At 72.5% G+C, this 17,220-nt stretch carries 22 protein-coding genes; 11 read left to right on the forward strand and 11 right to left on the reverse strand.

Going from position 1 to position 17,220, the window contains the following annotated elements:
• The first annotated feature begins 23 nt into the window (after positions 1-23).
• Together PSU4_RS22325 and PSU4_RS22330 are read left to right on the forward strand one after the other, a co-directional pair.
• Positions 24-842 (forward strand): TetR family transcriptional regulator, encoded by an 819-nt coding sequence (locus PSU4_RS22325; protein WP_147111878.1) that lies wholly within the window; start codon positions 24-26, stop codon positions 840-842.
• Positions 839-1,159 carry a DUF4873 domain-containing protein gene (locus tag PSU4_RS22330; RefSeq protein ID WP_147111882.1) on the forward strand — a complete coding sequence of 107 codons (321 nt, stop codon included), beginning with the start codon at positions 839-841 and terminating at the stop codon, positions 1,157-1,159. The genes PSU4_RS22325 and PSU4_RS22330 overlap by 4 nt, the downstream gene beginning before the upstream one ends.
• A 111-nt stretch (positions 1,160-1,270) precedes the next feature.
• Here PSU4_RS22330 and PSU4_RS22335 read toward each other — a convergent pair whose 3' ends face one another.
• Positions 1,271-1,501, reverse strand: coding sequence for a DUF3107 domain-containing protein (locus tag PSU4_RS22335; RefSeq protein ID WP_147111886.1), 231 nt, complete (start codon positions 1,499-1,501; stop codon positions 1,271-1,273).
• 160 nt (positions 1,502-1,661) lie between these two features.
• Complete coding sequence (locus PSU4_RS22340; RefSeq protein ID WP_147111889.1) at positions 1,662-2,357, reverse strand: ferritin-like fold-containing protein; 696 nt, start codon at positions 2,355-2,357, stop codon at positions 1,662-1,664.
• Positions 2,358-2,670: 313 nt separating this feature from the next.
• Here PSU4_RS22340 and PSU4_RS22345 point away from each other — a divergent pair, with 313 nt between their 5' ends.
• Together PSU4_RS22345 and PSU4_RS22350 are read left to right on the forward strand one after the other, a co-directional pair.
• The gene (locus tag PSU4_RS22345; RefSeq protein WP_147111937.1) at positions 2,671-4,404 is read left to right on the forward strand and encodes a DEAD/DEAH box helicase; all 1,734 of its coding nucleotides are present in this window, start codon (positions 2,671-2,673) and stop codon (positions 4,402-4,404) included.
• Positions 4,405-4,422: 18 nt separating this feature from the next.
• Complete coding sequence (locus PSU4_RS22350) at positions 4,423-5,673, forward strand: Rv3212 family protein (protein WP_147111891.1); 1,251 nt, start codon at positions 4,423-4,425, stop codon at positions 5,671-5,673.
• A 109-nt stretch (positions 5,674-5,782) separates the two neighbouring features.
• On the opposite strand, the gene PSU4_RS22355 is transcribed toward PSU4_RS22350, so the two are convergent.
• Genes PSU4_RS22355 through PSU4_RS31485 form a run of 5 tightly spaced genes read right to left on the reverse strand, consistent with a single transcriptional unit; the run spans position 5,783 to position 8,614 of the window.
• A complete protein-coding gene (locus PSU4_RS22355) occupies positions 5,783-6,070 on the reverse strand; it encodes a hypothetical protein (protein ID WP_147111894.1) in 288 nt (95 codons plus the stop codon).
• Positions 6,067-6,951 carry a RecB family exonuclease gene (locus PSU4_RS22360; protein ID WP_147111896.1) on the reverse strand — a complete coding sequence of 295 codons (885 nt, stop codon included), beginning with the start codon at positions 6,949-6,951 and terminating at the stop codon, positions 6,067-6,069. The genes PSU4_RS22355 and PSU4_RS22360 overlap by 4 nt, the downstream gene beginning before the upstream one ends.
• 43 nt (positions 6,952-6,994) lie before the next feature.
• Positions 6,995-7,858: a PHP domain-containing protein gene (locus tag PSU4_RS22365; RefSeq protein ID WP_147111899.1), complete on the reverse strand. Its 864-nt coding sequence runs from the start codon at positions 7,856-7,858 to the stop codon at positions 6,995-6,997.
• A 56-nt stretch (positions 7,859-7,914) separates the two neighbouring features.
• Positions 7,915-8,451 carry a PH domain-containing protein gene (locus tag PSU4_RS22370; protein WP_147111902.1) on the reverse strand — a complete coding sequence of 179 codons (537 nt, stop codon included), beginning with the start codon at positions 8,449-8,451 and terminating at the stop codon, positions 7,915-7,917.
• A 4-nt stretch (positions 8,452-8,455) separates the two neighbouring features.
• Positions 8,456-8,614: a hypothetical protein gene (locus PSU4_RS31485; RefSeq protein ID WP_186817122.1), complete on the reverse strand. Its 159-nt coding sequence runs from the start codon at positions 8,612-8,614 to the stop codon at positions 8,456-8,458.
• Between the two features lie 102 nt (positions 8,615-8,716).
• On the opposite strand from PSU4_RS31485, the gene PSU4_RS22375 reads away from it, so the two are divergent.
• Positions 8,717-9,118 (forward strand): NUDIX hydrolase, encoded by a 402-nt coding sequence (locus PSU4_RS22375; RefSeq protein ID WP_147111904.1) that lies wholly within the window; start codon positions 8,717-8,719, stop codon positions 9,116-9,118.
• On the opposite strand, the gene PSU4_RS22380 is transcribed toward PSU4_RS22375, so the two are convergent.
• On the reverse strand, positions 9,109-9,612 hold the full coding sequence (locus PSU4_RS22380; protein WP_147111907.1) for a MaoC family dehydratase: 504 nt from the start codon (positions 9,610-9,612) through the stop codon (positions 9,109-9,111). The genes PSU4_RS22375 and PSU4_RS22380 overlap by 10 nt on opposite strands.
• Before the next feature lie 304 nt (positions 9,613-9,916).
• On the opposite strand from PSU4_RS22380, the gene corA reads away from it, so the two are divergent.
• Positions 9,917-11,020: a magnesium/cobalt transporter CorA gene (corA, locus tag PSU4_RS22385; protein ID WP_147111910.1), complete on the forward strand. Its 1,104-nt coding sequence runs from the start codon at positions 9,917-9,919 to the stop codon at positions 11,018-11,020.
• A gap of 54 nt (positions 11,021-11,074) precedes the next feature.
• A complete protein-coding gene (locus PSU4_RS22390) occupies positions 11,075-12,049 on the forward strand; it encodes a DUF5914 domain-containing protein (RefSeq protein WP_147111913.1) in 975 nt (324 codons plus the stop codon).
• Here the strand turns inward: PSU4_RS22390 and PSU4_RS22395 are convergent.
• Entirely contained in the window at positions 12,046-12,846 is an 801-nt protein-coding gene (locus PSU4_RS22395) for a class I SAM-dependent methyltransferase (protein WP_246115278.1), read from the reverse strand. The genes PSU4_RS22390 and PSU4_RS22395 overlap by 4 nt on opposite strands.
• A 65-nt stretch (positions 12,847-12,911) precedes the next feature.
• On the opposite strand from PSU4_RS22395, the gene PSU4_RS22400 reads away from it, so the two are divergent.
• Positions 12,912-13,559, forward strand: a complete 648-nt coding sequence (locus tag PSU4_RS22400) for a metallophosphoesterase family protein (protein WP_147111916.1) — start codon at positions 12,912-12,914, stop codon at positions 13,557-13,559.
• A gap of 4 nt (positions 13,560-13,563) precedes the next feature.
• Positions 13,564-14,403, forward strand: a complete 840-nt coding sequence (locus tag PSU4_RS22405; RefSeq protein ID WP_147111919.1) for a ParB N-terminal domain-containing protein — start codon at positions 13,564-13,566, stop codon at positions 14,401-14,403.
• Positions 14,404-14,543: 140 nt separating this feature from the next.
• On the opposite strand, the gene PSU4_RS22410 is transcribed toward PSU4_RS22405, so the two are convergent.
• Positions 14,544-15,554, reverse strand: coding sequence for a 1-aminocyclopropane-1-carboxylate deaminase (locus PSU4_RS22410; protein WP_147111922.1), 1,011 nt, complete (start codon positions 15,552-15,554; stop codon positions 14,544-14,546).
• Entirely contained in the window at positions 15,554-16,216 is a 663-nt protein-coding gene (locus PSU4_RS22415) for a GntR family transcriptional regulator (RefSeq protein ID WP_147111925.1), read from the reverse strand. Before PSU4_RS22415 ends, PSU4_RS22410 begins: the two co-directional genes overlap by 1 nt.
• 130 nt (positions 16,217-16,346) lie before the next feature.
• Here PSU4_RS22415 and PSU4_RS22420 point away from each other — a divergent pair, with 130 nt between their 5' ends.
• The gene (locus tag PSU4_RS22420) at positions 16,347-16,595 is read left to right on the forward strand and encodes a hypothetical protein (RefSeq protein WP_147111928.1); all 249 of its coding nucleotides are present in this window, start codon (positions 16,347-16,349) and stop codon (positions 16,593-16,595) included.
• A 105-nt stretch (positions 16,596-16,700) separates the two neighbouring features.
• Positions 16,701-17,220 (forward strand): PadR family transcriptional regulator (locus tag PSU4_RS22425; protein WP_147111931.1); only part of this gene is annotated, 520 nt, incomplete at its 3' end.

Raw genomic sequence — 17,220 nt, forward strand, 5'->3', positions numbered from 1 at the left:
CGGTAACTGTTACCACTGGTAACGTGCCTGACCCCGAGCCTCCTGTCAAGCCGGAGCCCCCGTCCGTCCCGCCCAGCAAGTCCGTCCCGCCCAGCAAGTCCGTCCCGCCCAGCAAGGAGGAGCGACGCGCCCGGCGGCGGACCGAGATGGTCACCGCCGCCGTCGAGGCCGTGCGGACCCACGGAGCCGGCGTCTCCGTCGCGGACATCGCCGCACGGGCGGGCATCACCAAACCCGTGCTCTACCGCTACTTCGACGACCGCGCCGACCTGCAGCGCGCCGTCGGGCAGCACGCCGTCGAGATGCTGATGGAACGCATGGCCCCGGCACTGTCGGCCGAGCTGGCGCCCCGCGAGCAGGTCGCCGCCGTCGTCGACGCGTTCCTCGCCGGCATCGAGGACGAGCCGCAGCTGTGGCGGTTCGTCGTGCACAACCTCACCGGTGGCGCGGCCGAGCGCGACGCCGGCGCCGAGATCGTCGACGACGCCCGTGAACAGATCGCCCGGCTCCTCGCGATCCTGATCGGCGAGCGGCTGCGCGCCGCGGGCCGCGACTCCGGTGGCGCCGAGGTGTGGGCGCACGGTCTCGTCGGCATGGTGCAGAACGCGGGCGACTGGTGGCTGGAGCGCCGCACGATGAGCCGCGCCACCGTCACCGCGTACCTGACCAGCCTCATCTGGGGCGGCATCTCGGCGGCGCTCGAGGAACGAAACACAGTTTCCCCGGAAAACGACTCATCTGGTGTGGACATGGGCGACGCCGCCGACCGGGCCCCGCGCCCCGGCACCAGCGCGCTGCGCGCCGTCCCCGACCCGCCCACTGCCGGAGAGGTTCACCGATGAGCACTCACGACGCCAGCCACGACGACGACGGCTACCGCGGCCCCGCCACCCTCACGGTCGGGGACCGGGAACTGCCGGTCCAGGCGTTGCTCGACTCCCGCCACGAACCCCTTGACGGCCGGATGCACTGGTTCGGCCGGCTCACCGGCGACGATCTCGCCGAGGCGCTGGGCCACCGCGCCGCCGACGCGGTCCTGACCACGCCGCAGGGCCGGTCGCGGGCCCGGGTCGGTGACGTCGACGCCTGGGGCCGCTACCGGGTCACCGGCATCGGCACCCCGCCGTTCGGGCTGCCCGTCGTCGATGTCGAGAGCTGAGCCGTCGAGAGCTGAGCCGTCGAGAGCTGAGCCGAGGCCACCCGGGGACCTCCGGACACATCGCGGGCCCGGCAGTTCACCTGCCGGGCCCGCGACGAGCGTTGCGACGTGTCAGCTGCCGACGCCGAACCCGACCTTGCGGACGTCGGCCGGCGCGATCTCGATGTAGGAGATGCGCGCGGCGGGCACCACGAACCGGCTGCCCTTGTCGTCGACCAGGCTGACGAGCCCGTCGTCGGACTTCAGCGCGTCGCGGACCAGCGACTCGACCTCCTCCGGGGTCTGGTCGCTGGACACCACGAGCTCCCGCGGGCTCTCCGCGATGCCGATCTTGACCTCCACCGGAGACCTCCAGGTCACGAGTAGTCGTATGGCTGCCGCACCCACGGACCGGAAGACTCCGGGGGCCCGGCGCGGCCCAGGCTAGTCGAGCGTCGCCGGGCAGGAGGCGGCGGCACGTCCGCCCACGGCGAACACGGTGATCTCCGGCTCGAGATCGCGCTCACGACAGGCCGAGGTTCGCCATCCGCTTGCCGTGGTTGGACTGGACGCGCTTGATGAGCGCCGCGATGCCGGCGAGGTCGCCGGAGCCGCGGACGATGAAGTCGGCCAGTTCGTCCCGCTCGGCGACGATGTGCTGGGCCTGGGTGACGGCCTCGCCGAGCAGCCGCCGGCCCCACAGCGCGAGCCGGTCGCGGACCTGCCGGTTCTGCGCGCAGGCGGCTTTGACCTCGCGTTCGGCGAACGCGCTGTGCCCGGTGTCCGCGAGGACGCGCTGGACCAGCTCGCTCGTGCGCGGGTCGACCCAGCCGGCGACCTCGCGGTAGAAGTCGGCGGCCAGCCCGTCGCCGACATAGGCCTTGACCAGCGACTCCAGCCAGGTGCGGGGCGCGGTCGTCGCGTTGTAGGAGTCGAACGGGACGACGAACGGCGCCATCGCGTCCTCGACGGGCACGCCGTGGCCGACGAGGTACTCCTCGAGCAGCTTGTAGTGGCCCATCTCGGCGGCGGCCATGGCCGACAGCGCGGCACGACCCCCGAGGGTGGGCGCGGACCGGGCGTCCTCGGCGAGCCGGTCGAACGCCGACAGCTCCCCGTAGGCCAGGACCCCGAGGAGGTCGACCGTGGCCTGGGGAGGTCGCGCCCCGGATGCGTCGACCGGAGCGTCGCCCGGCGCGTCCGCCGTCTCACCCACCATGGTCGCCAACCCTAGTGTCCGCGGTCCGTGCCCGGTGCGGCCGCGCAGGCAGCGGTGAGGCTCACGTCGTCGTCGGCGTGTCCGCGCTCGTGGTGACGGGGTGCGAGCAGGTATGATGTGGCCAGCGCAGCGCCCTGCACGACGTTCCAGACCTTTTCCCGGGTGCGCGCCCGACCCGGCGGAGCCGACTTTCACGGAGCCGACCCGTCGAACGACATGGTGCGTGCAGCGCCTCGTCCGGTTCTCCCGCCCGAGCGTCCCCGACGCCGGTGGTCGACGAACCGAGAACGGCTCCTGTGCGCGGAGAGAGGCGATCCCCCTGTCAGTTCCGAACGACAACTCCACCGACAACCCCGAGACCGCCGGCCCCGAGGCCGCTGTCCCGGCCGAGACCGACGTCGAGCAGCCTGCCGAGGAGGCGCACCCCCTCCAGGCGGGCGCCCCGGTCCGGTCCGACTCCCCCACCTTCGCCGAGCTGGGTGTCCGCCCCCAGATCGTGCAGGCGCTGGCCGAGGCCGGCATCGAACGCACCTTCGCGATCCAGGAGCTCACCCTCCCGCTGGCGCTGGCGGGCGAGGACCTGATCGGTCAGGCCCGCACCGGCACCGGCAAGACGCTCGGCTTCGGCGTCCCGCTGCTGCAGCGCATCGTCCCCCCGTCGGAGCGGCCCGCCGCCACCGCCGAGGGCGAGACGGCCGACCGGGCCAAGGACGTCCCGCAGGCCCTCGTCGTCGTCCCCACGCGTGAGCTGTGCGTACAGGTCGCCCAGGACATCGCCGACGCCGGCAAGCACCTGGGCGTCCGCGTCACCGCCATCTACGGCGGTCGCGCCTACGAGCCGCAGCTCAACGCGCTGCGCAAGGGCGTCGACGTGGTCGTGGGCACCCCGGGCCGGCTCCTCGACCTGGCCGAGCAGCGCCACCTGGTGCTGGGCCGCGTCGGAATGCTGGTCCTCGACGAGGCCGACGAGATGCTCGACCTGGGCTTCCTGCCCGACGTCGAGCGCATCCTGCGCATGCTCCCCGAGGAGCGGCAGACGATGCTGTTCTCGGCCACGATGCCGGGCCCGATCATCGCGCTGTCGCGGGCGTTCCTGAACCGTCCGACCCACATCCGCGCCGAGGAGTCCGACCAGGGTTCCATCCACGAGCGCACCAAGCAGCTCGTCTACCGCGCCCACGCGATGGACAAGGTCGAGCTCCTCACCCGCGTCCTGCAGTCCAAGGACCGCGGCCTGACGATGATCTTCGCCCGCACCAAGCGCACCGTGCAGCGCGTCGCCGACGACCTCGCCGAGCGCGGGTTCGCCGCCGCGGCCGTCCACGGCGATCTCGGCCAGGGTGCCCGTGAGCAGGCGCTGCGCGCGTTCCGCTCAGGCAAGGTCGACGTCCTCGTCGCCACCGACGTCGCCGCGCGCGGCATCGACGTCACCGACGTGACGCACGTCGTCAACTACCAGTGCCCCGAGGACTCGAAGACCTACGTCCACCGGATCGGCCGTACCGGCCGCGCCGGCAAGGAGGGCGTGGCGGTCACGCTGGTCGACTGGGACGAGATGCCGCGCTGGAAGATGGTCAGCGACGACCTCGGCCTGGGCATCGACGAGCCGGTCGAGACCTACTCGACGTCCGACCATCTCTACACCGACCTCGAGATCCCCACCGACGCGACGGGGCGGCTGCCGCTGTCCAAGCGGACGCGGGCGGGTCTCGACGCGGAGTACGTCGACACCGAGGGCGACCACCAGGGCTCCGGGGGTCGTCGCCGTAGCGGGCGTGACCGCAACGACGGTCCTGCCGAGCGCCGTCAGCGGCGTTCGCGCAGCCGCACCCGCACCCGGGGCGGCGTGACGGTCGGGGGCGAGGCGGCTCCGGCTGCCGGGGCCCCGGTCAGCGCCGCGCCGACGACCGGCCCGGACTCCTCGTCCGTCTCCGACGACGCGGGCGAGGGCGCGAAGCCGCGCCGCCGTCGTCGCCGGGGTGGCGCCCGCCGTCGTGGCGCCGGTGGCGCCGAGGGCGAGTCGGCCCCGGACGCCGCCGCCAGCTGACGGTCGTAGTCTCCCGGGGTGCTGCGCGCTCGGAGCTCGGTCCGCCCGGAGAGGTGGCGTCGCGCCGACGTGGTGGTGGCCGTCGTCCTGGCGGTCGCCCTCGTCGCGGGCGGCGTCCTGTTCTGGCGGACGAGCGCGGCCGCGACGACCCGGTCGGTGACCGCGCCCACCGGGTCGTTCCCGCCGCCGCCGCTGTCGCAGACGTCCCCGCCCGCGGCGTTCGCCGAGACGTGGCGGGCAGCGAGCCAGGGCACCCCGGTGCCGCTCGTCGCCGGCCCGGCCGTCGTCACGGCGGCCGACGGTGAGGTGGCGGGCCGCGACGCGGCCACGGGCGACATCCACTGGAGCTACACCCGCGACGACACGATCTGCACCGCCGCGACCGGGTTCGGGCAGGTCATGGCCCTGTACCGCAACGGGTCGGGCGACGCGTGCAGCGAGCTGACGGTGCTGGTGCCGGCGACGGGCGCGCGCCGCGTCTACAGCAACCCGAAGGCGCTGCCCGGCACGCGGCTGCTCGACTCGGGCACCCTCGTCGCGCTCACCGGGTCGCGCTACCTGCAGGTCCTGCGGTCCGACCTGGTGAAGACGACGGAGTTCGGCACCGTCGACACCCCCGACCAGCCGGGCCGCCAGCCCTACCCCGACTGCTCGCTCGACTCGTTCGCGATCACGCAGGGCCGGCTCGCGATCCTCGAACGCTGCCCCGGGGAGGACCAGGACCGGCTGACGGTCATCGCCCCCGACGGCGGGTCCGACGCGACGTCGCCCGAGGTGGTGTTCTCGGCGTTGCAGCCCGGCGCGCACGGCCAGGTGGTCGCGGCGGCGGGCGACCGGGTGGCCGTCGCCCGGCCCGGCCCGGCCCGGCTGGAGGTCGTCGACGGGCAGGGTGGGGTGCTGTCGGCGACGCCGCTCGCCGTGCCGGACGCCGACCTGGCCGCGCCTCCCCCGGGCGGGGTGGCGGCGACGACGTCGGACGACCGGCGCATCTACTGGTGGACGGGGTCGGCGACGGTCGCGCTCGGCCGGGCCGACCTGCAGCCCGTCTGGACGTTGCCGGGCACCCAGGGCCCGGGTGTGCGCTACGGCGACGCGGTTCTCGTGCCGGTGCCGGGCGGGCTGGCGGTGGTCGACCCGGTCACCGGCGCGGTGCCCCGGACGATCGCCGTCGACCGTGGTGGGTTCGCGGGTGCGGTGCAGCCGGCGGTGGCGGGGTCGGTGCTGCTGGAACAGCGCGGCCCGGACCTGGTGGCGCTGCGCCCGGCCTGACCCTGTGTCGCGCCGAGTTCGACAGGAGACTGGTCCCGACCATGATCGAACCAGTCCGGTGTCGAGCTCGGCGGCGTTCTCGGGGCCGCGCCTGCCAGGCCGGTCGGAGTCAGAAGAGCCAGTAGCCGCACAGCACGACGATCGCCAGCGCCAGGATGCCGAGCGAGCAGAGCGTTGCGACGCCGTCGCGGCGTCGGTCGGCCACCACCTGGGCGACGACGGCGGCCACCGCGGCGAGGCCGTGCCCGACGAGCATCCCGGTCCCCGGCCCGGCCGAGCCGGTGCGGGTGGTGAGCGTCCAGCCGACGAGCAGCACCACGAAAAGGGCGACGAGCCCACCCGCCGCGATGCCGGACAGGCCGCGCAGGAACCGCCCCGAGGTAGCCGGGCGGGTCATGAGGCACCTGGCGGGTCACGCAGGAACGCCCACGGCTGCGCGGCGGGGGCGGCGGCGCGGCCCTCGGGGCAGTGCCGGCGCACGTCGCAGGTGGTGCAGCCCGGCGAGGTGCGGGGCGGGAACAGCGCGTCCGGGTCACCGCCGCCGGCGAGGGCCTCGGCGGCGTCGTCGGCCTCCGTCGCCAGCGTGTGGGCCCGGTCGAGGTGGGCGCCGAAAGTGGCGGCGTCGTGCTCGAAGACGGCGACGTGGCCCGTCGGCACGTGGTGGAGCTCGACGCGGCGGCAGGGCCGGTGCAGGGCCGCGCCGGTGGCGGCGGCGTAGAGGGCGAGCGCGCGGGAGTCGCGGGCGTCGTCGTCGGTGGGGACGTGCCTGCCGGTCTTGTAGTCGACGACGACGGCCTCGCCGCCGCGGGTGTCGATGCGGTCGACCCGCCCCTCGGCGACGAGCCGCCGCTCCCCCGTGCCGACGGTCTCCGACACCCAGCGTTCGACGCCCGCAGGGGCGGCCGTGGGGTCGTCGAGCTCGTGGTCGGCGGTGTACGCGGCGAGCCAGCCGCGGGCGGCGGCCCGGTAGCGGTCGGACTGGGCGCGGTCGCGGTAGCCCTCGGCCGACCAGTTGCGGTCGAGCAGCGCCTGCGCGGCGTCGGGGGTGCGGGCGCGGGCGGGCAGGTCGAACAGGGCCCGCAGTGCGAGGTGGACGACGGCGCCGAGGGTGTGGTGGGCCCATGCGCCGCCGCGGGTGGGTGCGGGCCGGTCGAGGTAGGCCATCCGGAACCGGCGTGGGCAGCTCTCCCAGTTCGCGAGCCGGGCGGGGGTGGCGCGGGGCAGGGGGCGGACGTCGACGCCGAGGTCGAACCCGAGCTGCCCGGTGTCCGCACCCATGCGCGCCACGGTAGCGCGGGGGTCGTGTCCGCCCGTGAGCACGTCAGCCCGTGAGCACCTCGACACCGTCCGCCTTCGCGACGAGGGCCTCGAACTGCTCGGGGTCGGTGGTCTCGGCGGCGATCGGGATCGTCTTGTTGGTGCCGTGGTAGTCGCTGGACCCGGTCATGACCAGCCCGGTCTCGGCGGCGAGGCCGCGCAGCAGGGCGCGGTCGTCGGGGGCGTGGTCGCGGTGGTCGACCTCGACACCGGTGAGCCCGGCCGCGGCCAGGTCCGCGATGACGGACGGTTCGACGACCCGGCCCCGCTTGCGCGCCAACGGGTGCGCGAAGACGCTGACCCCGCCCGCGTCGGCGATCATCTCGACGGCCCGCGTGACCGGGGTGTCGGCCTTGGGCACGTAGAACGGGCTTCCGGTGTAGAGGAGCTCGGCGAAGGCCTGGTCGACCGACCCGACGACCCCCGCCGCGACGAGCGCCCGCGCGAGATGCGGCCGGCCCGCCGTCGCACCCGCGGGCAGGAACGAGAACACCTTCTCGGTGTCGACGGGATAGCCCGCGTCGGCCATCTTCGCCGTCATGGCGCGCAACCGCTCGACGCGCTCGCCGCGCAGCCGTTCCTGTTCCGCGGCGATCGCGGGATGGGCGGGGTCGAACAGGTAGCCCAGCAGGTGCACCGACACCCGGCCGCCGCGCCCGTCGTCGGACACGCAGGAGAACTCCGCGCCGCGGACCAGCCGCATACCCGTGGGCAGTACGGCGGCGGCGCGGTCCCAGCCACCCGTCGTGTCGTGGTCGGTGAGGGCCAGGACGTCGACGCCGGCGGCCGCGGCCGTCGCGACCAGCTCCTCGGGTGTGTCGGTGCCGTCGGAGGTGTTGGTGTGGGAGTGCAGGTCGATGCGGGGCACCGCCCGACGCTATCCCGCGCTCGTCCCCGACGTCCCCGCCGCTCGGCCGGGACCGGTCAGCGACGCCACCGCGGCTTGGACAGCATGCCCGTCGCGCGGGTCTTGCCCTTCTCCCCGAAGACGAGCTCGGAGAGGGCCTCGTAGATCTCCTCGGGCCGCGGCATGTAGTCGATCTTGTTGAGCGCCTGGATCTGGCCGGCGGACTCGACGACCATCGTCCCGTAGCCCAGGGTGCGGCCCGCGAGCGTGCGCCGGAACGTCAGGTCGGTGACCTTGCCCAGCGGCATCATGCCGACGTTGTGGACGATGATCCCCTGCGCCAGCATCACACGCTTGTCGGTGATGACGATCCGCTCGATCCACCACAGCATCGTGAGCACCGTGAAGCGCAGCAGCGCCACCAGCGACAGGTAGAACGTCAGGTTGTCGAGGATGACGCTCTTCGGGACGTTGACCTGGATGACGATCATCAGGGCCAGGAACAGCCCCGTCTGCAGGATGTGCTTGCTCATCACCGCCCAGTGCTGGCGCACACGGATGACCCGCCGCTCCGTGGGGAGCAGGTACTCGTCGATCTCCCGGGGCGCGAGCACGGGATCAGAACAGCTGCTGGAAGAAGGAGATGACCGAGGTCGCCGCGTTGCTGAGGATGCTGCCGAGGTTCGACAGGAAGCCTGCCGCCCCCGACGGCGACGTGATGATGAAGAAGATCACAAGAGCGATGGCGAGGATGCCGACGATCTTCTTGACGTTCACCAGTACCACCGTTCCGGCACGAGTTGCGCTGACCTGATCATTTGTACCGGCGCCTCGGGCTGTGAGGTACCGGCCACAAAGGGCAGCGTACCGTTCCATTCGATGACCGAACGTAGCCGACACGTGCCCTGTGTGGGTGCAATCGTCCATGACACCGATGGCCGATTGCTCCTCGTCAAACGGGCCAACGAGCCCGGTGCCGGGCTGTGGTCGGTGCCGGGCGGCCACGTCGAGGCGGGCGAGACCGACACGGAAGCGCTGGTCAGGGAGCTGGCCGAGGAGACCGGGCTCGTGGTCGAGCCCGGTCCGCTCGTGGGCCGGGTGGTCCGTGGGCACTACGCCATCGCGGACTACTCCGCCCGTGCGGTCGGCGGCACCCTGCGCGCCGGCGACGACGCCGCCGACGTCCGCTGGGTCGACGCCACCGAGTACGCGGCGCTGCCGCTCGTCGACGGGTTGACCGAGACGCTGGCCGGCTGGGGCGTGCTGCCCGCTCAGACCTGAGGCGTCGGGCGGCCCGGCTGCTCGCCGCCACGGGTCTCGCCGTACTTGCGCTTCGGGACCATCACCTTGCGCCGGAACGTGCACACGACGGTGCCGTCCTGCTTGTAGCCGATCGTCTCGACGTACACGACGCCCCGGTCGTCCTTCGACTTCGACTCGGTCTTGTCGAGGACGCGGGTCTCGCCGTAGATGGTGTCGCCGTGGAACGTCGGCTTGGTGTGCTTGAGCGACTCGACCTCGAGGTTGGCGATCGCCTTCCCCGAGACGTCGGCCACCGACATGCCCAGCAGCAGCGAGTACACGTAGTTGCCGACGACGACGTTCTTGCCGAAGTCGGTCGTCTCCTCCGCGTAGTTCACGTCCATGTGGAGCGGGTGGTGGTTCATCGTGATGAGGCAGAACAGGTGGTCGTCGTACTCCGTGACCGTTTTGCCCGGCCAGTGCTTGTAGACCGCCCCGACCTCGAATTCCTCGAAGTACCGACCGAACTGCAACGTCCCCGCCTCCAGTGCCGAGTAACAAGGTGGACGGGTAATCTAACTCGCGGAACAGCGCTGGTCCGGCCCTCGGCCGGCCGCTTTCGTCACACATGCGGAGCAGCGGGGAGGAGGTGGGCGCGGTGCCGACGGCACCCGGTTGTAGTAGTTGCCGCGTCCCCGTGGACAGGCGCTCGCAGGTCGGCTGAGCCGGCCACGGCCGCCCGACTGGGACGCGAGTCACGTCGTGTCCCGTGCAGGGCCCGCCCGTCGACGATCGACGGCGACACCGCCCTGCGCCTCGCCAGGCCTGGAGGTTCCCATGCCGCCGCTGTCCTCGATCCGCCCCGTGATCCGTGCGAGCGCCCGCAACCGGCTGGGCGGCAGGCTGCCGACGACGCTGCCCAAGAAGCTGCGGGTCCCCATGTCGGCCTACGTCGTCGACTGCGCGGTGTACGTCGACGGCACGCGGGTCGAGGGCCGGTGGGCGCACGACGCCGCCATCGACGAGGTCCGCCGCCGCGGTGAGGGCTTCGTCTGGATCGGCCTGCACGAGCCGTCCGACGAGCAGATCAACGGTATCGCCGAGACCTTCGGCCTCCACGAGCTCGCCGTCGAGGACGCGGTCAACGCCCACCAGCGGCCCAAGCTCGAACGCTACGACGACACGTTGTTCATGGTGCTCAAGACGGTCTGCTACGTCGGGCACGCCGAGCCCACCACCGCCAACGAGCTCGTCGAGACCGGCGAGGTCATGGTCTTCGTGGGCCGCGACTTCGTCATCACCGTCCGCCACGGCCGCCACTCCGGGCTGCGCGACGTGCGGCACAAGCTGGAGGCCGACCCCGAGCAGCTCGCCCTCGGCCCGGCGTCGGTGCTGCACGCCATCACCGACCACGTCGTCGACGCCTACCTCGAGGTCACCGAAGCCATCGAGGACGACATCGACGAGATGGAGGCGGAGGTCTTCACCCCGCGCTCGACGATGGACGCCGAACAGATCTACGTCATGAAGCGCGAGGTCCTCGAGCTCCGCCGCGCAGTGATGCCGCTGGTCGCGCCCATGCGCAAGCTCACCGAGGGCTACTCGTCGCTCGTGCCGCACGAGGTGCGGTCGTACTTCCGCAACGTCGACGACCACCTGTCGACGGTCGCCGAACGCGTCGCGGGCTTCAACGAGATCCTGACGACGCTGGTCGACGCCATGCTCGCCCGGATCAGCATGCGGCAGAACAACGACATGCGGAAGATCACCGCCTACGCCGGCCTGATCTCGGTGCCGACGATGATCGCGGGCATCTACGGCATGAACTTCGACGCGATGCCCGAGCTGCACTGGAACTTCGGCTACCCGATGGTGATCATCCTGATCGGGCTGATCTGCGGCACGCTCTACCGCAACTTCCGCAAGAACGGCTGGTTGTAGGGTCCTGCCTCCGTCGGGGCGCGCCGCGTGCGGGGCGGCGCTAGCCTCGCGCAGGTGAAGGACCGGCCGACCAACCCGCTGCGGCGGCTGCGCACACCGGCGTGGGAGCGGCAGGAGCCCGCCTGGCGGGAGGCCTCCCCCGCGCTCATCGACGCTGCGCTGCACCGCGCGCTCGACCGGCCGGGTGGTGGCTGGTTCGTGCTCGCCGGCAGCCGTGAGGTGACGCGCGGGCGGGCGTTCGGGCGGATCGTCGACGGTCGCGAGGTCGTCGCGTGGCGTGACGACGACGGAACCCTGCACGCCGGGCCGGGAGCGTGCCCGCACCTCGGCGCCGCGCTGTGCGACGCCCCCGTCCACGACGGCGCGCTCGTCTGCCGCTGGCACGGGCTGGCGCTGCCACCCGGTGGGCGTCCCGGATGGCGCACCTACCCGGCCCACGACGACGGCGTCCTCGCCTGGGTACAGCTGCCCGGCACCTCCCCGTCCGACGCCCCGTTCCTCGGGCCGCGGCCGCCTCTCACCGGTTCGCTCTCCGCGGTCGCGACCGTCGTCGGACGCTGCGAGCCGCAGGACGTCGTCGCCAACCGGCTCGACCCCTGGCACGGGGCGTGGCTGCACCCGTACTCGTTCGCGTCGCTGCGCGTGGTCTCGGCGCCACCGCGCGACTGCCCGCCCGCGCAGGACCGCTTTCTCGTCGAGGTGACCTTCCGGGTGTCGCGGAGGTGGGGGGTGCCCGTGCACGCCGCGTTCACCTGCCCCGACCCGCGGACCGTCACCATGGAGATCGTCGACGGCGAGGGCACCGGCAGCGTCGTCGAGACCCACGCGACGCCCCTGCGCCCCGGCCCCGACGGCCTGCCCCGCACCGCGGTGATCGAGGCGACGATCGCCAGCTCCGACCGGGCCGGGTTCCGCCACGCACGCCGCGTCGCCGGCGTCGTCAGGCCCCTCATGGAACACACGGCGCGCCGGCTGTGGCGCGACGACATCGACTACGCCGAACGCCGCTACGCGGTCCGGACCTCCTAAACGACCGGCACACCGTCCGGCGGCGTCTCCACCTCGGCGACCTCGGGATCGAGCAGCGGGTCGTCGGCGGCGAGCCCTGGCCGGCGTCCCAGGAACGTGTGCACGACGTGGGTCTGCCAGCCGTCCATCGTCTGCACCCGGATGTCCTCGAACCCGGCGCGGCTCAGCCGCTCCGAGAACGTCGTCACCCCGTCGAACTCCACCACGCTGCGCCTCAGGTACCGGTAGATGTCCCCCGACCCCGTGCGCAGCGTGCCCATCGGGATGATCACCATGGCGCACACCAGGTTCCACTTCAGCCTGCTGCGCGCCGAGTCCCGCACCGAGTACTCGTGCACCGCCACCGGCGCCCCCGGCGCCAACAGCTCCAGCATCCGGGCGAGCCCCGCGTCGCGGTCCTTCAAATTGCGCACCAGATAGGCAGCCAGGATGCCGTCGAACGGCCCCTGCACGCCCGCCCGGTCGAGGTCCTCCATCCGCGAGTGCACGAACCGCACCCCCGGCGGCCAGTTCTTGCGCCGCGCCTGCCCCAGCATCTCCGCCGACGCGTCCACCGCCGTCACCTGCGAACCCGGGTACGCGTCGAGCAACGCCGCCGTCGACGCCCCCGTCCCGCACCCCAGGTCGAGCAGCCGCAACCCGCTGCCCTTCAACCCCATCCGCTTCGCCGACAACCGCAGATGCTCGTGGTACCCGGGGTTGGCGCCGACGAGCTTGTCGTAGCTGCGGGCGTGCGCGTCGAACGCCTTCGCGACCGACGACGCGTCCACCGCCCGCGAACTCCCGGATCCGGCCACGCCCGCATCCTGACGTACCGACGGCTGCGACGCCGACCGGACGCGCCGCTCTACGCTTGCGGGTGATGGTCAGAGCACTGGCGGTCAGCGACGAAGAGGTCGCCGGTCTGCGCACCGACGCGGTCCGGCGCCTCGGCGTGGACGTCGTCGTCGCCGCGGGCGACCTCCCCTTCGACTACCTCGCCGAGCTCTGCGACCGCACCGACCGGCCCGGCGTCCTCGTCCCCGGCAACCACGACGCCGACCTGACCGGCTACCGCCGGCACCGCGGCATGTGGACCCGCGCCGGACTGCCCTGCCCCTGGCCCGGCCCCGCCGGATACGTCGACGCCGACGGCCGCGTCGTCGACGTCGCCGGGCTGCGCATCGCCGGACTCGGCGGATCCGTGCGCTACCGGCCCGGCCCCAACCAGTGGACCCAGGCCGAACAGGCCCGCCGCGCCCGCCGCCTCGTCCGCGCCGCCCGCAGGCTCCGCCGCCGCGACGGCCGAGCCGTCGACATCCTGCTCACCCACGCCCCACCCCGCTCCTGCGGCGACCGCGAGGACCGCCCCCACCACGGCTTCGACTGCCTCCACGACGTCGTCGCCGCCCTGCGCCCCCGCATCCTGCTGCACGGACACATCCACCCGCACGGCCAACCCGTGCCCGACCGCCGGATCGGCACGACGCGCGTGGTCAACGTCGTCGGCCGCAAGGTCCTGGAGCTCTGACGCCATGGAGACAGGGTTCGGCCAGGTCGACGCCGAGTACGACTTCCTGCGCGTCCGGCGCCGCGCCGTCCTCTCCCGGCTCGCCACGTGGCTGCGCCGCGAACCCGACGACGTCTCCGAGATCCTCCCCTTCGACGAGGTCGTCGCCGCGCTCGGCCGCACCGGCGAACGCCGCCTCGGGCTGCGCGTCATCGACCTCGACTCCATCGTCGGCTCCGTCGACCGCACCGGCGACTTCGACCGCCGCTTCCGCCCCCGCAACCAGCGCACCCGTGAACGCTGGGAACGCCTCGCCCGCGCCCAGCGCCGTGGCGAGACCATCCCGCCCATCGACGTCTACCGCGTCGGCGGGCTGCACTTCGTCCGCGACGGCCACCACCGTGTCTCGGTCGCCCACGCCCTCGGGCTGCGGTCGATCGAGGCGAGGGTCACCGAGGTCACGACGCGCATCGCCCCCGACGGGCTCGTCCACCGCGGCGACCTCATCACCAAGGACCTGCGACGTGTCTTCCTCGAACGCGTCCCGCTCACCGGTGCCGCGCTCGACTCCATCGAGGTCCGCGACCCCTGGAGCTACGCCGAGCTGTCGGAGACCGTGGAGGCGTGGGGGTTCCGGCTGATGCAGCACGAGAACCGCTTCCTCGACCGCGCCACCGTCTCCCGGCGCTGGTGGGCCGAGGAGTTCATGCCCGTCGTCCGGATGCTGCGACAGGCCGACCTCATCGGCGACCGCACCGACGCCGAGGCCTTCCTCCAGCTCGCGTGCCACCGCTACCGGCTGATGCGCACGCACCGCTGGGACGACGAGGTCGTCGCCCGCCTGCAGGCCGACCGCGGCCGCTGAGCTCCCGGCCCAACATCCGCGCGCAACCTCACTGCTGCCGTGCGCCCGACCCGGAGCGCTGAGGTTGCGGCCCACCATCCGCGCGCAACCTCACTGCTGTTTCTGCGCCCGCCGGCAGCGCTGAGGTTGCGCGCGGTCTGTCAGTTGCGGAACAGGGCGCTGTAGGCGTTGATCGCCGGTTGGCCGCCGAGGTGCGCGTACAGCACGTTCGAGTCCTTGCCGATCTCCCCGGAGCGGACGAGGTCGATCAGCCCGGCCATCGACTTGCCCTCGTACACCGGGTCGATGATCACGCCTTCCAGCGAGCCGGTGAGCCGGATCGCGTCCAGCGTCGACTGCACCGGGACGCCGTACTCGTCGCCGGCCCACCCCTCGAGGACGACGATCTCGTCGTCACGCAGGTCGCGGCCCAGCCCGATCGTCGCCGCCGTGTTCCGGGCGATCTTCGCGACCTGGGCGTGCGTCTCCTCCCGCTTCGCCGAGGCGTCGATACCCAGCACGCGACGCGGCCGGTCCTGCCCCGCGAACCCGGCGATCATCCCGGCCTGCGTGGAGCCCGTGACACTGCAGACGACGATCGTGTCGAAGAAGACCCCCAGCTCCTGCTCCTGCGCGGCCACCTCGTCGGCCCAGCCCGCGAACCCGAGCCCACCCAACGGGTGGTCCGACGCCCCCGCCGGGATCGCGTAGGGCACCCCGCCCTGGGAGCGGACGTCGTCGAGGGCCTGCTCCCAGCTGGACTTGAACCCGATACCGAAGCCCGCCTCGACCAGCTCGACCTCCGCGCCCATGATGCGCGACAACAGGATGTTGCCGACGCGGTCGTTCACGGCGTCGGGCCAGTCGACCCAGCTCTCCTGCACGAGCCGCGCCGTGAGGCCGAGCTTCGCCGCGACCGCCGCCACCTGCCGGGTGTGGTTGGACTGCACCCCACCGATGGAGACGAGGTGCGTCGCGCCCGCCGCCAGCGCGTCGGGGACGAGGTACTCCAGCTTGCGGGTCTTGTTGCCGCCGTACGCGAGACCGGAGTTGCAGTCCTCGCGCTTGGCCCAGACCTTCGCGCCGCCCAGATGCGCGGTGAGACGCTCCAGCGGATGGACCGGGCTGGGGCCGAAGAGCAGGGGGTGACGCGGGAAGTCGGAGAGCGCCATCAGTCCTCCAGGGTGTCGACGAGGGCGGCCAGGGTGAGCCAGTTCTCGCGGGCGGCGGCCGCCGCGCCACCGACGTCGCCCGCGGCGCAGAGCTCGACGATCCGATCGTGCTGGGCGACCGAACCGCGGCCCGCGAGCGAGCCGAACCGCATCCGTTCGACGCGGCGCAGCACCGGACCGAACTGGTCCAGCACGGCGCGGACCGCACCGTTGCCCGAGGCCGCGACGGCGACCCCGTGGAAGTCGTCGTCGGCCTGGACGGCGGCGTCGATGTCGTTGTCGCGCAATGCCTCGGCGAAGCAGGCGTTGGCGACGCGCATGGCGTCGAGATCGGCTGCCGAGAGCAACGGGACGGCCTCCCGGGTCGCGAGCTCGTGCATGGCGGCGACGACCGACTGCGCCGCCGCCGTCTCGCGGGCCCGCACCGGGCTGACGACGGTCGAGTGCCCCGGCCTCGTGAGCACCAGCCCGGAGCGTTCGAGCCGGCCCAGTGCCTCCCGGATCGGGGTGCGGCTGACGCCGAGCCACGACGACAGCTCGGCGTCGACGAGCTTCTCTCCCGGAGCGAGCGTGCCGTCGACGATCGCGTCGCGGATCGCGGTGTAGGCGCGGTCGCGCAGCAGCGACGTCGCGAGCAGGCCGTCACGGCCAGGAACCGGCATGCAAAATATTGCACACTGCACACCGCGGTCCGTCAACCCCGCAGCTGCCGGGAGCCTCCCCGCCGAACGTCTGGCACCGTGTGCAGGTCAGTGCTGACACCACCCGGACCAGGAGGGCACCCTGGTGTTGGTGGGAGTTGACACCACCCTGGCGGGCGCGCAAGCGGAGCTCGTAGTGCAGGCCAAGTGGCGGGAGCACCCCAATCGGGACGCCCCCGAGCACGTCCGCGATCAGGCCGAAGTGTGGGCGGGACACGCACGCACCGAACTGGAGTGGGCGAAGAGCCTGAGCAAACGACTGTCTGAGGGCGCCTACACCATGGCCGATGATCCGGGTTCGTGGCGAACGGTCCCCGATCACCTCAAGATGCGCACCTAATCAACCTTGACTAGATGTTTCCTCCTCGTGTACTACTGGCCAAGTAGTCAAACTGGACTAGTCTCTACCAATCCGTTCGCAACACCGGGAGAAGGAATCGAACCCATGGGAAAGCTCGCGATCGAGACGAGAGGGTTGAGCGGAGGTGGGCGCACGTCGGCCACGAAGCTCCTGGTACTCGGTATCGTGCACCTCTCCGGCGGCGCGCATGGTTACCAGGTGCGGTCCGAACTGCAGAGCTGGGGTGCGGAGAGTTGGGCCAAGATCAAGCCCGGCTCGATTTATCACGCGCTGAAGAAGGCGGCGGCTGATGGCCTCCTCACCGAACACGCCGAGCGGGGCAACTCTGGGCCGGAGCGCGTTCTGTACCGCGCGACAGCTCGGGGACGTGACGAGATGGTCGAACTGGTCCGCGACGGTCTGCGGCGCACCCACGACGCGGACATGCTCAACGCGTCCATCGCCATGTTGCCCATGCTGACCAGGACAGATGCCATCGCGCAGGTTGACGAGCGGGTCGCACGCCTGGAAGCGGAGCTCGTAGTGCAGGCCAAGTGGCGGGAGCACCCCAATCGGGACGCCCCCGAGCACGTCCGCGATCAGGCCGAACTGTGGGCGGGACACG

Origin of the sequence: Pseudonocardia sulfidoxydans NBRC 16205, assembly GCF_007989085.1 — a bacterium.
GTDB lineage: Bacteria > Actinomycetota > Actinomycetes > Mycobacteriales > Pseudonocardiaceae > Pseudonocardia > Pseudonocardia sulfidoxydans.